General features: G+C 72.8%; 13 protein-coding genes. 12 read left to right on the forward strand and 1 reads right to left on the reverse strand.

What is annotated here, in order from left to right:
• Positions 1 to 7 precede the first annotated feature (7 nt).
• The gene (locus OG956_RS08160; protein WP_330337278.1) at positions 8 to 307 is read right to left on the reverse strand and encodes an acyl carrier protein; all 300 of its coding nucleotides are present in this window, start codon (positions 305 to 307) and stop codon (positions 8 to 10) included.
• A gap of 162 nt (positions 308 to 469) precedes the next feature.
• On the opposite strand from OG956_RS08160, the gene OG956_RS08165 reads away from it, so the two are divergent.
• The 12 genes from OG956_RS08165 to serS all read left to right on the forward strand — a co-directional run bounded on the left by OG956_RS08165 (position 470) and on the right by serS (position 12,612).
• Positions 470 to 2,101, forward strand: coding sequence for an aldehyde dehydrogenase family protein (locus OG956_RS08165; protein ID WP_330337279.1), 1,632 nt, complete (start codon positions 470 to 472; stop codon positions 2,099 to 2,101).
• Between the two features lie 29 nt (positions 2,102 to 2,130).
• Positions 2,131 to 3,273: an acyl-CoA dehydrogenase family protein gene (locus OG956_RS08170; protein ID WP_330337280.1), complete on the forward strand. Its 1,143-nt coding sequence runs from the start codon at positions 2,131 to 2,133 to the stop codon at positions 3,271 to 3,273.
• Positions 3,274 to 3,385: 112 nt separating this feature from the next.
• A complete protein-coding gene (locus OG956_RS08175) occupies positions 3,386 to 4,681 on the forward strand; it encodes an aspartate aminotransferase family protein (RefSeq protein WP_330337281.1) in 1,296 nt (431 codons plus the stop codon).
• A gap of 2 nt (positions 4,682 to 4,683) precedes the next feature.
• Entirely contained in the window at positions 4,684 to 5,166 is a 483-nt protein-coding gene (locus tag OG956_RS08180) for a type II toxin-antitoxin system RatA family toxin (protein ID WP_330337282.1), read from the forward strand.
• Positions 5,167 to 5,186: 20 nt separating this feature from the next.
• Positions 5,187 to 5,717, forward strand: coding sequence for a hypothetical protein (locus OG956_RS08185; RefSeq protein WP_330337283.1), 531 nt, complete (start codon positions 5,187 to 5,189; stop codon positions 5,715 to 5,717).
• Positions 5,714 to 6,259, forward strand: a complete 546-nt coding sequence (locus tag OG956_RS08190) for a flavin reductase family protein (RefSeq protein WP_330337284.1) — start codon at positions 5,714 to 5,716, stop codon at positions 6,257 to 6,259. Before OG956_RS08185 ends, OG956_RS08190 begins: the two co-directional genes overlap by 4 nt.
• On the forward strand, positions 6,256 to 7,236 hold the full coding sequence (locus OG956_RS08195; protein ID WP_330337285.1) for a VlmB-like protein: 981 nt from the start codon (positions 6,256 to 6,258) through the stop codon (positions 7,234 to 7,236). The genes OG956_RS08190 and OG956_RS08195 overlap by 4 nt, the downstream gene beginning before the upstream one ends.
• Entirely contained in the window at positions 7,233 to 8,240 is a 1,008-nt protein-coding gene (locus OG956_RS08200; RefSeq protein ID WP_330337286.1) for a beta-ketoacyl-ACP synthase III, read from the forward strand. The genes OG956_RS08195 and OG956_RS08200 overlap by 4 nt, the downstream gene beginning before the upstream one ends.
• A 79-nt stretch (positions 8,241 to 8,319) precedes the next feature.
• Positions 8,320 to 8,550: a phosphopantetheine-binding protein gene (locus OG956_RS08205; protein ID WP_076095786.1), complete on the forward strand. Its 231-nt coding sequence runs from the start codon at positions 8,320 to 8,322 to the stop codon at positions 8,548 to 8,550.
• Positions 8,550 to 9,770, forward strand: a complete 1,221-nt coding sequence (locus OG956_RS08210) for a beta-ketoacyl-[acyl-carrier-protein] synthase family protein (RefSeq protein WP_330337287.1) — start codon at positions 8,550 to 8,552, stop codon at positions 9,768 to 9,770. Before OG956_RS08205 ends, OG956_RS08210 begins: the two co-directional genes overlap by 1 nt.
• 102 nt (positions 9,771 to 9,872) lie before the next feature.
• On the forward strand, positions 9,873 to 11,342 hold the full coding sequence (locus OG956_RS08215) for an APC family permease (protein WP_330337288.1): 1,470 nt from the start codon (positions 9,873 to 9,875) through the stop codon (positions 11,340 to 11,342).
• Positions 11,335 to 12,612 (forward strand): serine--tRNA ligase, encoded by a 1,278-nt coding sequence (serS, locus tag OG956_RS08220; protein ID WP_330337289.1) that lies wholly within the window; start codon positions 11,335 to 11,337, stop codon positions 12,610 to 12,612. Before OG956_RS08215 ends, serS begins: the two co-directional genes overlap by 8 nt.
• Positions 12,613 to 13,222 lie beyond the last annotated feature (610 nt).

Here is a 13,222-nt window from a genome sequence, read left to right on the forward strand (position 1 = left end):
CGACTCCTCAAGCTTCCTGGATGGCCTGGGTCAGGTGGTCCACGAGATGGTCGATCGTCGGCTCGTTGAAGAGCACGCTGACGTTGATCGACAGGTCCAGGAGCTGTTCCAGGCTCTGCCGTATCTCGGTCAGCCGCAGTGAGGTGAGGCCGAGATCGAAATAGCTGATGTCGAGCGGAAGATCCTCGGAATCGTCCATGAGAAGAACGGCCCTGAATTTGCCGAGGACGATTGACTCGATTTCTTCGGCGAGTTCGCTGCGCGGCAGCTCACGCAGGCGCCGGCTGGTGCTGTCGACAGGTGGCATGCGCCTCATGCAAGCAGCGCCGGCTGACGCCCCACTGACGGCTTCCGATCGGTGCGGTTGGCCGGATCGAGCCGGTCAGCCGGGCGTCAGCGCCGGGTCAGATTCCGCTGCCAGGCTCGCCTTGCTTCAAGAAATCCACACGCCATATCCGAAAGGCTGAAGATGCTTCGCGAAGCCGCGCAGGAGGAGAGTGCTGAGGCACCTTCCGGATTGAAGAGCTACGACCTCTACATCGCGGGCAAGGACGTCGCCGGGGACGGCTGGGTCTACACCGTCAGCGGACGCTCCCTGCTGGAAGACGTGTTCACCAGCGTGAGCCTGAAGCGCTCCCTCGAACAGGACCCCGAGTCCGAGGCGGCGAGGCACCCCTACGTCGTCGGGCGCTGCGCGATCGCGGACGACTCCGCCATCGACCTGGCCACCCAGGCCGCCGCCGCTGCCGCCTCCGACTGGGCGGCCGTGCCCCTGGAGCGGCGGATGCGGCTGGGCACCCGCTTCCGCGAGGAACTGATCAAGCACCAGGACGAGTTCCTGCGCATGCTGGTCGCCGAGTCCCACCCCGTGAAGCTCGCCCGCTGGGAGCTGAGCTGCCTGCTGCAGATCTACGCCCCCGGCTCCCTGCGCTGGTACCTGAAGCAGATGCGGGTGGAGAAGGAGTACAACGGCCGCAAGCTGATCCTGCACCGCCAGCCGGACGGCGTCGTCGCCTTCAACCCGCCGCAGAACGCCCCGCTGCCCAGCGCCGCCCTGTGCGTGCTGGCCCTGATGGCCGGCAACGCGGTCGTGGTGCGGGCCCCGCGCAGCATCGCGCTGTCCACGATGTGGCTGCTGCGGGACGTCGTCGCCCCGCTGCTGGAGGAGATCGACGCACCCGCCGGCGTGCTCAACGCGGTGTGCTCCAACCCGAAGCAGACCATGGACCGCTGGATCGCCGACCCGCTGATCAACGACATCTTCTACATCGGCGGCAGCCAGGAGGGCCTGCGCTTCGAGCAGCAGTGCGTGGCCCACGGCAAGAAGCCGATCCTCGAACTCGCCGGCAACGACGGCATCGTGGTGTGGAAGGACGCCGACGTGAGGTGGGCGGCCGAGGCCATCACGGAGGCCTTCTACGGCTCCGGGCAGATCTGCATGGTGCCGAACTACGTCCTGGTGCACCCGGATGTCGCCGAGGCGCTGATCGCCGAGGTGAAGGAGCAGGTCAAGGGCATCCGTCCGGGCCTGCCCGAGGAGGAGGACGTGCTGCTGTCGCCGGTGCGGCGCAGCGAGCGGTTCTTCCGGCTGCTGCGGCAGGCCCTGGACAACGGCGCCGAGCTGGTGACCGGCGGCCACCGCACCGAGCTGGACGGCACGGTCTCGGAGACCGGGGTGTTCCTGCAGCCGACGGTGGTGCGGGTGGACGGCCTGGACCGGGCGCGGACGTACGACGTGGTCCGCGAGGAGACCTTCTTCCCGCTGATCCCGATCGTGGTCGCCGAACGCGACAACGACGACGCCCTGCTGGAGGCGTTCCTGCAGTTCGTCAACAGCAACGACTACGGGCTGCGCAACTCCCTGTGGTCCCGCTCGGACCGCGTCGTGGAGACCTTCGTGCGGCGCACGGTCAACGGCGGCCTGCTGAAGGTCAACGACTCCCACATCGGCTTCCTGCCGTACCTGCCGAGCCACGGCGGCACCGGCCGCACCGGCGGCGCCTTCGGCGAGGCCAACTACCCGATGCTCAAGACCTCCCATGTGCAGGGGGTCAGCATCGCCCGCGACGTGAGCCCGTACGACGCGGTCTTCGGCGCCTGACCACCCCCAGAGTCCCGCGGAGGTTTCCCGTGCGTTCCCTCGATGCCGCCAGGACCGTCTGCGAGCGGTTCCACCCCGGACTGCTCAAGGAGCTGGAGCGGCTCCCGTACGCCGAACGGGAGCGGCCCGGCAGCCCGGTGATCGACCTGTTCCGCATCCACGGCGGGGTCGGCCTGCTCATACCCGAGTCCTACGGCGGCCACGGCGCCGCCCCGCTGGAGGCGCTGCGCGTCCAGCTGGCCCTCGGCGCGCTGTCCCCGTCCCTGGTCGCGGCCGTGTCCATGCACCACTTCACCGCCGCCATGCTGTACTCGCTCGCCGTCAAGGACGGCCGGCTCACCGCCGCGCAGACCGAGCTGCTGCACCGGATCGTGCCGGAGCAGCAGGTGATGGCCTCCGGCTGGGCCGAGGGCCGTACCGCGCAGAACATCCTCAAGCCGGCCGTCACCGCGCGCCCGGTGGAGGGCGGGTTCCTGCTGTCCGGGGCGAAGAAGCCGTGCAGCCTGTCCCGCTCGATGAGCCTGCTCACCGCGTCCATCGCCATCCACGGCGAGGACGGCGGCGAGCCGGAACTGGCGCTCGCGATCGTGCCCGCCCGCGCGCCCGGGCTGTCCGTGCACCCCTTCTGGGGCAACGACCTGCTGGCCGGCGCGGAGAGCGACGAGGTCCGGCTGGAGGACGTGTTCGTGCCGGCCGAGATGGTGGTGCGGGCCGGCGCCGACGACCCGACCCGCCTGGACGACCTGCAGTCGGCCGGTTTCGTCTGGTTCGAGATGCTGATCTCCGCCGGGTACGCCGGAGCCGCCGCCGCGCTGGTGGAGCAGGTGCTGGAGCGCAAGCGGGGCGGCGCGGAGGAACGCGCCGCGCTGGCCGTGGACATGGAGGCCGCGCTGGCCCTGCTGGAGGGCGTGGCCCGCGGCACGGGCGCCGAGCCCGGCGACGAGGAGTCGGTGGCGCGGGTGCTGGTCGCCCGGTACGCCGTGCAGAACGCGCTGCCGGCGATCGTGGGGCGGGCGCTGGAGCTGCTGGGCGGGCTGGAGTTCATCAGCAACACGGCTTCCGCGCAGGCCGCTGCCGCGACGCGTGCGCTGGCTTTTCATCCGCCGTCCCGGATCGCCGCGTCGGAGCCGTTGCTCGCGTATTTCGGCGGGGGGCCGTTGGTTCTGGCGTAGAGCTCGGCCGGCAGAGCTCAGTGGGCGACTGCGGGTCCGTTGTGGTTGATCGCGCAGTTCCCCGCGCCCCTGCGGGGCGCTCCCCTACCCACCCTTTTGGAGTGAGCGACACGTGACCGTCATGCAGGAGTCTCCGGCGGCGACCACCGCCGACACCGAGTCGGAAATCCTCAACCTCTACCGCGCCCACCTCAGCAAGGGCCGCGCCACGCTCGCCGAGCTGTTCGGCAGTCACATGGAGGTGGCGTCGGAGGGCGCCTGGCTCACCACCAGCGACGGCGAGCGCTTCCTGAACGCCGGCGGCTACGGCGTGTTCATCATGGGCGCCCGGCATCCGATCGTCATGGAGGAGGTGGAGCGCCAGCTGCGCACCCACCCCACCGCCACCCGCATCCTGCTGGAGCCGACGGTGGCCCGCGCCGCCGAGGCGCTGGTGTCGGTGCTGCCGCCCGGCCTGGACCGGGTGCACTTCGCGCTGTCCGGCGCGGAGGCCGTGGAGACGGGGCTGAAGCTGGCCCGCGCGGGCGGCCGCAAGCGGACCGTGTCGATGCGCGGCGGCTACCACGGCAAGACGCTCGGCGCCCTGTCGGCGACCGCGAAGGACGTCTACCAGGCGCCGTTCCGCCCGCTCGTCCCCGACTTCCAGCACCTGCCGTTCGGCGACGCCGACGCCCTGGAGGCCGAGCTGAGGGCCCACCCCGGCGAGGTGTGCGTGATCCTGGAGCCGGTGCAGGGCGAGGGCGGGGTGATCGTCCCGCCCAAGGGCTACCTCAAGCGGGTCGAGGAGCTGGTCCGCGAGTACGACGGCTTCCTGATCCTCGACGAGGTGCAGTCCGGGTTCGGGCGGCTCGGCGAGTGGTGGGGCGCCGACATCGAGGGCGTCGTCCCGGACGTCCTGCTCACCGGGAAGGCGCTCGGCGGCGGGGTGATGCCGGTGTCGGCGGCCGTCGCCACCCGCAAGGCGTTCCGCCCCTTCGACAAGGACCCCTACGTCCACACCGCCACCTTCTCCGGGCAGCCGGTGCTGATGGCCGCGGTGCAGGGCGCGATCCGGGCCGTCAAGGAGGAGCGCCTGGTCACCCGGGCCATGGACCTCGGCGCCCGGCTGCTGCCGCGGATCGCGGAGGTCGCCCGGCGCAACATCCCCGAGCTGGTGGTGGACGTGCGCGGCCGGGGTCTGCTCATCGGTGTGGAGCTGGTCGAGGCGGGCCTCGCCGGCGAGCTGCTGATCGAGCTGTTCAACCACGGCGTGGTCGCCAACCACTCCATGAACGGCAGCTCGGTGGTGCGGTTCACCCCGCCCGCCGTGCTGGACGACACCGACGTCGACTTCCTCGTCAACTCCTTCGACCTGGCCACCCGCGACCTGATCAAGGGCGCGGCCACAATGCCGGAAGGCGGTAACTGATCGTGCGGCACGTCGAACTCGATGCCCTGATACCCGCGGAGCAGGCCGAGACGGTCCTGCACGCCGTACGGCGCTGGGAGCGGTACCCCGACCTCGCGCCCCACGTCAACGCGACCACCGTGCACGCCTCCTACCCCGACCCGAAGGCCTCCTCCAGCTGGGAGCTGCACTTCCGCAGCGGCCTGCTGCGCTGGACCGAGGACGACACGGTCGTGCCGGAGGAGGGCGCGATCCGCTTCGAGCAGTCCGACGGGGACTTCGACTCCTTCTCCGGGACCTGGTCCGTCCGGCAGTCCGGGGCGGACGTCGCGGTCCGCTTCGACGCCGACTTCGACTTCGGCATCCCGAGCCTCGAGGGCATCCTCGACCCGATCGCCGAGCGGGTCATCAAGGAGACCGTCGCCTGGGCGCTGACCGGCCTGTTCCCGGCCGTGCGCATCCAGGGCGGCATCGAACTGACCACGCCCGCAGCGGTCGGCGCCTAGGACCCGGGCGAGGAGCTGACATGGACCAGGCGAACCCCTTCGAGACCCCGCGCACCTACTCGCTGCACCGCGCCGAGTACCTGGTGGGCCTCGCCGTCACCACCGGCCTGATCGCCTACCACTTCGGCGACATCCGCTGGCTGCCGGCGCTCGGGCTGTTCCTCTACATCGACCTGATCGGCTACATCCCCGGCGCGATCGCGTTCCGCAGGAGCGGCGGCCGGCCGATCCACAAGGCGTACTACGTCCTCTACAACGTCATGCACAGCCTGATCACGCAGGGCGCGGTCGCCGCGCTGTGGTGCTGGCTGGTGAAGCCGGAGTGGGCGCTGCTGGTGCTGCCGTTCCACCTGTTCGGCGACCGCGGCCTGTTCGGCAACTTCATGAAGTCCTTCGCGCTGCCCTTCGAACCGGTGCGCCAGGAGGGCTACCTGAGGCTCCTGGACGACCTGGGCCTGCCCCACCCCAAGCCGGTCGGGCACGCCATGGACCCGGTGCCGGTCGGGCACGTGCCCGCCCGCGCCGTACGCGAGACGGAGGCCGTGCGATGACCACCGCCACGGATGTACGGCGCCCGGTCCGGCAGGACCCGGCCGAGCGCCGGCGCGCCCTGTACCACCTGGCCTCCCCGGTGTCGGTGCTGACCACCGGCCCCGAGGAGCGGATGCACGGCACGACGGCCAGCACGGTCACCCTCGTCTCGCGCGAGCCGCTGCTGGTCGGGGTCGTGCTGCGGGCGGGCTCGTCCTTCGCCCGGCTGGCGGCCGCCGAGGGCCGGTTCGCGATCAACGTGCTCGGCGGCGAACAGGCCGACGTGGCACGCCGGTTCGCGGACAGCTCCCGGCCCGACGGCGACGCGGCCTTCACGGGCCTGGCCTGGACGGCGGACCGGTACGCGCACGCCCCGCTGATCGCGGGCGCGCTCGCCCACTACGTCTGCCGCTTCCACTCCGCGCACGCGGCGGGCGACAGCGAGCTGCTGCTCGGCCACGTCGTGCGGGCCACGGCGGACGACGGGCCGCCGCTGCTCTCTTACGCCGGCGGGCTGTACGCCGGCTCCCTGCGTCCGGCGAAGGAGGCCGCCGCGTCATGACCGCATCTGTGGCACCGGAGGCGGACTGGGAGAAGGCGCCCGGTCTGCTGGACGGTGCGAAGGAACTCACCCTCGGCCCCGAGCAGTGCGACCTCGCCTACTGGATCACCGCGGTCGCCCAGGGCACCCTGCGCGACCGCGGGGCGACCGGCCACCACGAGAACGCGCTCACCCCGGACTTCCTGAAGGCGCCGGGCCCGCTGCGCGAGGCCCTGGTGCTGGAGTTCGGCTTCCGGGCGCTGGCGGAGGAGCTGGCCACCCGGCTGCTCGGCCACTACGTCTCGATCGCGCCCGGCATCCCGCAGATGGAGTTCTACGCCACCCAGCTGCTCGACGAGGCCCGGCACGCCCGGGTGTTCCGGCAGCACCTGGTGGACCTGGGCATCCCGCAGCACACGCTGCTGAAGGACATCGAAGAAATGGCCCGGGACTACCGCAAGCGGGTCCTGGACCCGGTGGTGGACTTCACCCTGGACATCGTCCGCGACCAGGCCGACTTCCCCGGCGGCGTCGCCGTGTTCGCCATCGTCATCGAGGGCGTGCTCGCCCCGGCCGCCGAGCTGAGCGAGCGCAAGTGGACCCCGCTGTCCCCCGCGACCGGCGAGATCTCGCGCGGCACCGCCATCGACGAGATCCGGCACCTCACGGTGGCCAGCACCATCCTGCGCGACCACGTCGTCGAGCACCCGGAGTACAGGCCGAGGCTGCTCGAGATCCTGCGCGCCGGGGTGAAGCTGTGGGACGAGATCCCGGACCGGGAGTTCGTCATCCACCGCGAGGAGCTGTTCCAGGAGGGCATGGGCCGGCACGCGGACCTCATCGGCGACTACGAGATCTGGCCCGGCGTGCGCCTCCTCGACACCACCGCCGAGCAGCGCTACGACATGGCCGAACGCTGGACCGACGAGATGGCCGAGGTGCGCATGGCGTACATGGGCCTGCCCGTGGAGGTCCTCTCCTCCCAGGCGGGCGCATGAGCGCCGGGCGGGCCGCGGTGATCGCCGGCATCGGGTCGTACGTCCCGCCCAACCGGGTGACCAACGACGACCTGGCGGCCCGGCTGGACACCTCGGACGCCTGGATCCGCTCCCGCACCGGCATCGCCGAGCGCTGCTTCGTCTCCCCGGGCACGTCCACCGGCGACCTGGCGGTGGAGGCGGGCCTGCGGGCGCTGAAGTCGGCGGGCGACGAGCGGGTCGGGGCGGTGGTGCTGGCCACCACCACCCCGGACCAGCCCTGCCCGGCGACCGCACCGCAGGTGGCGGCGCGGCTGGGGCTCGGGCAGGTGCCCGCCTTCGACGTGGCGGCCGTCTGCTCCGGGTTCCTGTACGGCCTGGCGTCCGCCGCCGGGCTGATCGCGGCCGGGGTGGCCGACAGCGTGCTGCTGGTCGCCGCGGACGCCTTCACCACGATCATCAACCCGGCCGACCGCACCACCGCGGTGATCTTCGCGGACGGCGCGGGCGCGGTCGTCCTGCGGGCCGGCTCGCCCGCCGAACCGGGGGCGATCGGGCCGCTGGTGCTCGGCAGCGACGGCGAGCTGAGCCATCTGATCGAGGTGCCCGCGGGCGGCTCCCGGCAGCGGTCCACCGGCCGCCCGGCCGCGCCCGAGGACCACTTCTTCCAGATGCTCGGCCGGGACACCTACCGGCACGCGGTGGAGCGCATGACCGCCGCGTCCACCGAGGCCGCCGAGCGGGCCGGCTGGCGCCTGGCCGACGTCGACCGGTTCGTGGCCCACCAGGCCAACGCCCGGATCCTGGAGGCCGTCTCCGACCGGCTCGGCATCCCCGGCGAGCGGCGGCTGAGCAACATCGAGCGGGTCGGCAACACCGGCGCCGCCTCGATCCCGCTCCTGCTCGCCGAGGCCACCGCCGAGGGGCGGCTCGCCACGGGCCACCGGGTCCTGCTCACCGCGTTCGGCGGCGGACTGTCGTGGGGCGCGGCGACGGTCCTCTGGCCCCGGCTGCAGACCTTCTGACGCGCAGACACCCTGACGCAACGTCAGTAACTCGTATTCAGCGGTACGCGCGGCGCGTACACCTTCGAAAGGAACCGTCATGCTGGAGCAGCTCAAGGAAATCCTGTCCAACAAGCTCAAGGTGTCGCCCGAGGCCATCACCCCGGAGGCCACCCGGGAGGACATCGAGCTGGACTCGCTGGCCGTGGTGGAGCTGTCGCTGCTGCTGAAGTCCGAGCTGGACCTGGACATCAGTGACGACGACCTCCTGGAGGCCGAGACCGTGGCCGACATGGTCCGGCTCATGGAGGAGCGGAGCGCGACGGTCTGATGGCCGGCATGGACATAGCCGTCACCGGGCTCGGCCTGGTCACCCCGGGCGGTATCGGGGTCGGGCCGAGCTGGACGGCGGTCTGCGACGGCAGGCCGGCCGCCGCCCTCGATCCGGTACTGGCGGACAACCCCGTACAGATCTCCTGCCGGGTGCCCGGCTTCGATCCCGAGACCCTGCTCAGCGCACGGCGCGCCCACCGGCTCGACCGGTTCGTGCAGTTCGCGCTGGTCGCCGCGCACGAGGCGGTGGCCGACGCGGGCCTGGACCCGCAGACCTGGGACGGCGCGCGGGTGGGCGTGGTGCTGGGCTGCGCCGACGGCGGTCCGGGCACGGTCGAGGAGCAGCACCATGTGCTCCGCGAACAGGGCGCCGACCGGGTGTCGCCGCTGCTGCTGCCCATGCAGCTGCCGAACATGCTGGCCGGCCAGACGGCCATCGAGTTCGGGGCGACCGGGCCCAACCTGGTGGTGGCCACCGCGTGCGCCTCGGGCGCGACCGCCATCGGCACGGCCCGGGACCTGCTGGCGCTCGGCCGCTGCGACATCGTCCTCGCCGGCGGCAGCGAGGCCATGATCACCCCGCTGGTGATGGCCGGGTTCGCCCAGATGGGCGCGCTGTCGAGGCGGCACGACGACCCGGCGTCCGCGTCCCGGCCGTTCGACGCCGACCGGGACGGGTTCGTCGCCGGGGAGGGCGCCGGGATCCTCGTGATGGAACGGGTGGCGGACGCTCGGGCGCGGGGCGCCCATGTGCACGGCCGGATCATCGGCTACGGCGCGACGGCCGACGCCCATCACATGACGTCCCCGCACCCGGACGGCGCGGGCATCGAGGCGGCCGTGCGGGCGGCCCTCGCCGACGCGGGCGCCGACCCGGACGACGTGCAGCACGTGAACGCCCACGGCACGTCGACACCGCTCAACGACCTGTCCGAGGCCCGCATGATCCAGCGGACCCTGCGCGGGGATCCGCTGGTCACGTCCACGAAGGGAGTCACCGGGCATCTGCTGGGCGCGGCGGGGGCGGTCGAGGCCGCGTTCGCCGTGCTGAGTGTGGAACACGAAATGGTCCCGCCGGTCGCCAACCTGGTCCTGCCCGACCCGCGGATCGAGGTGAAGCTGGCGCAGACCCTGACCGAGATGCCGATCGATCTGGCGCTGAGCAACTCGCTGGGATTCGGGGGCCAGAACACCGCACTGGCGATTGCACCCGCGTAAGCGTCACCGCCCCGCGTCCCCGTGGGGCGCTCCAGCAGCCGTCCGTGGAAAACCCCTGCGGGCGGCTGTTCCCCGTCCTCCTCCCCCTGCTCTGGAGTCCCCATGTCCACCAGTGGTTCCCCCTCCCCGCCCGGCCGGCTCGGTACCGGGCACATCCTCTTTCTCATCGTCGCCGCCGCCGCCCCGCTGTCCGCGATGGTCGGCACGGTTCCGCTCGCGTTCGCCTTCGGTGACGGCGCGGGTGTGCCGGCGGCCTTCCTCTTCGCCGGAGTGACCCTGCTGTGCTTCTCGGTCGGGTACGCGGTGAGCGCCCGGCGGACCGGCGGATCCGGCGGCTTCTACGCCTCCGTCGCCGACGGTCTCGGCAGGCCGCCCGCCGTCGCGGCCGGATATGTCGCCCTGCTCTCCTACAACTGCGCCACCATCGGCCTCGCGGGCGCGCTCGGCTACTTCACGCACCTCGTGCTCGCCGCGCACGGGCTGACGGTGTCCTGGGAGTGGTGCGCGGCCGTCGGGCTGGTGCTGACGGCCGTGCTCGGATACCGGGAGATCGCGCTCAGCGCCCGCGTGCTCGCCCTGCTGATGCTCGGCGAGATCGGCGTACTGGCGGCGCTCGACGTGGCGATCCTCGTCCGGCACGGGGCGCACGCCCTGCCCGCCGTCTCGTTCTCGCCGCACACGGCCGCGGGCCCCGGCGCCGGCGTCTCGCTGATGTTCGCGTTCGTCTCCTTCATCGGCTTCGAGTCGGCCGCGCTGTACGGCAAGGAGGCCCGGGACCCGCGGCGCAGCGTGCCCCGGGCGACGTACGCGGCCGTGGTGCTGATCGCCGGTTTCTACGCGCTGACCAGCTGGCTGGCGGTGGGCGCGGTCGGCAGCGGCCGGGTGCGGGAGGTCGCGGGCAAGCAGATGGGCGACCTGTTCTTCGTGCTCGGCGACGACTTCCTCGGCACGGCCGGCAGCACGGGCCTCCAGGTCCTGCTGTGCACCAGCCTGTTCGCGGCGACGCTGGCCCTGCACAGCGCCGCCAACCGGTACGCCCAGGTCCTCGCCGAGGACGGGCTGCTGCCGGGCGCGCTGGCCGCCGAGCACCCGCGGCACGGCTCCCCGCACCGGGCGAGCCTCGCGCAGAGCGCGCTGACGACGCTCGTCGTGGCCGGTTTCGCGGTGGCCGGCCTGGACCCGTACGCCGATCTGACCACCAGCATGCTCGGCCTCGGCACCCTCGGCATCGTCGCCCTGCAGGCGCTGGCCGCGCTGTCCGTGCTGGGGCTGCGGCTGCGCGGTGGCGGCGGGCACTGGTGGCGGGAGACCCTCGCCCCGCTGCTCGGCTTCGCCGGGCTGGCCGCCTCCGTGTGGCTGGTCGTCGGCAACTTCGACATGCTCACCGGCTCCCCCTCGAAAGTGATCGCCGCCCTGCCCTGGCTGCTGCCGCTGGTCGCGCTCGGCGGGCTGGCGTACGCCGCCCGGCTGCGCACGGCACGCCCGGCGCGCTACCGCACGCTCGGCGCCCGGCACCTCGCGGCGGACGCCCCGGCCCCCTCCCCCGCCCTGACAGGAGACCGCCATGCATGACCCGCACGAGCTGATCGAGGCGGGCCCCGACGCCGTACGGCGCCTGGCCCGCCGCCGCCACGAGCTGGACCTGGACGCGCTGGCCACCGCCCTGCGGGCCCGCACCGCCGCCCAGGCGGAGGTCACCCGGCTGCGCACCGAGCTGAACCGCACGGCCAGGGCCCGCCGCTCCGGCCCGCCCACACAGGCGGAGAAGGAGGCCGCGCGTGCCCTGCGGGCCGAGGTCCAGACGGCGGAGGCCGCCGCGCGGACGGCGGCCGGAGAGCTGTCCGGCATGCTGCTGTCCATCCCGAACCTGCCGCTGGACGCGGTGCCGGACGGCGACTCCGAGAAGGAGGCGGTGGAGATACGGCGCGGCGGGCCCGAGCCGCGTCCGGCCGCCGGGGCCCGGCACCACGCCGAGATCGGCGAGGCGCTCGGCATCCTGGACTCCCCCGCCGCCGCGAAACTCTCCGGCGCCCGGTTCAGCGTGGCCCGGGGCGCCGGCGCCCGGCTGGAGCGGGCCCTCGGCGACTTCTTCCTCGACCTGCACACCCGCGAGCACGGCTACACCGAGCAGTCCGTGCCGTTCCTGGTCAGCCGGGACACCATGACCGGCACCGGGCAACTGCCCAAGTTCGAGGAGGACTTGTTCCGCACCCAGGTCGGCGACCGGGAGCTGTTCCTGATCCCGACCGCCGAGGTGCCGCTGACCAACCTGGTGGCCGGCGAGCTGCTGGACGCGCGCGCCCTGCCGTACGCCTTCACCGCCCGCACCCCGTGCTTCCGCGCGGAGGCGGGGGCGTACGGCCGCGACACCCGCGGGGTGCTCCGGCTGCACCAGTTCGAGAAGGTGGAGCTGGTGCGGATCTGCGCGCCGGAGCGGGCGCAGGAGCAGCTGGAGCTGATGGTGGGGCACGCCGAGGAGTGCCTGCGCCGCCTCGAACTGTCCTTCCGCACCGTGCTGCTGCCCGCGGGCGACATGGGCTTCTCGGCGCGGATGACGTACGACATCGAGGTGTGGCTGCCGGGCGGCGGCTCCTACCGGGAGATCTCCTCGGTCTCCGACTGCGGCACCTTCCAGGCCCGCCGCGCCGACATCCGCGTCAGGCGCGCCGACGGCCGCAAGAGCCCGGCGGCCACCCTGAACGGCTCGGCCCTGCCCATCGGCCGTACCGTGGCCGCGCTGCTGGAGCAGGGCGCCCGGGACGACGGGTCCGTGGTGCTGCCCGAGGCGCTGGTGCCGTACACCGGGTTCCGGCGGATCCTGCCGGGCGGCACGACCGAGTGAGGGCGGCGTAACGTGCGGTAGAGGGCTTCGGCGGAAGGGGCGTGGGCCGTCCATGGCGGAAAGCGGAGGATCCGTGGATCCGGATTCCTTCTTCGCGGCCTACGCCCCCTTCCCGGACGCCCGCCCGAAGCGGGTCCGGGTCGCCCTCGCGCGGGCGGAGACCGAGGACTGTCCCGCCCTGGCCGCGCTCCAGGCGGGAGTGCGCGGGGGTCCGGTCGCGCGGTGGGCCGAGCGGATCGGGCGGGCCGCCTCGGGGGACATCGGACCATCGGTTTCCGGGAGGTGCGCCGGGCCGCGTCCTTCCAGGGCGTGAGCTTCGACGCCGGGGAGGGCGTCCTGCTGTCGGCTCGGCCCGCCCCGGCCGCCGAGGACCCGGCCGGCACAGGGAGGTTCCGCGTCCGCCACGGACAGCCGGCCAGGACGGGGGATGTGTGCAGCGGGAGAAGCAGGGTGCCCTGCCGGCTCACCGCGCGGACCCGCCGCAGCGGGGAGGACTGAGCGTCCATCATGCGCCGTATGGTCGCAGCACGATGCGGCTGGTCGGACGCCCGGAGAGCAGGACCCGCTCGGCTAGGTGCGGGATTCCGGGTTTCCGGCGGCGGCGCCCCAC

The organism is Streptomyces sp. NBC_00557 (assembly GCF_036345995.1).
GTDB lineage: Bacteria > Actinomycetota > Actinomycetes > Streptomycetales > Streptomycetaceae > Streptomyces.

Excerpts from the sequence above, each read along its gene's own strand:
- serS (WP_330337289.1), top strand. The coding sequence starts at position 11,335 with ATGCATGACCCGCACGAGCTGATCGAGGCGGGCCCCGACGCCGTACGG.
- OG956_RS08210 (WP_330337287.1), top strand. The coding sequence starts at position 8,550 with ATGGCCGGCATGGACATAGCCGTCACCGGGCTCGGCCTGGTCACCCCG.
- OG956_RS08185 (WP_330337283.1), top strand. The coding sequence starts at position 5,187 with ATGGACCAGGCGAACCCCTTCGAGACCCCGCGCACCTACTCGCTGCAC.
- OG956_RS08215 (WP_330337288.1), top strand. The coding sequence starts at position 9,873 with ATGTCCACCAGTGGTTCCCCCTCCCCGCCCGGCCGGCTCGGTACCGGG.
- OG956_RS08165 (WP_330337279.1), top strand. The coding sequence starts at position 470 with ATGCTTCGCGAAGCCGCGCAGGAGGAGAGTGCTGAGGCACCTTCCGGA.
- OG956_RS08205 (WP_076095786.1), top strand. The coding sequence starts at position 8,320 with ATGCTGGAGCAGCTCAAGGAAATCCTGTCCAACAAGCTCAAGGTGTCG.
- OG956_RS08195 (WP_330337285.1), top strand. The coding sequence starts at position 6,256 with ATGACCGCATCTGTGGCACCGGAGGCGGACTGGGAGAAGGCGCCCGGT.
- OG956_RS08200 (WP_330337286.1), top strand. The coding sequence starts at position 7,233 with ATGAGCGCCGGGCGGGCCGCGGTGATCGCCGGCATCGGGTCGTACGTC.
- OG956_RS08190 (WP_330337284.1), top strand. The coding sequence starts at position 5,714 with ATGACCACCGCCACGGATGTACGGCGCCCGGTCCGGCAGGACCCGGCC.
- OG956_RS08160 (WP_330337278.1), bottom strand. The coding sequence starts at position 307 with ATGCCACCTGTCGACAGCACCAGCCGGCGCCTGCGTGAGCTGCCGCGC.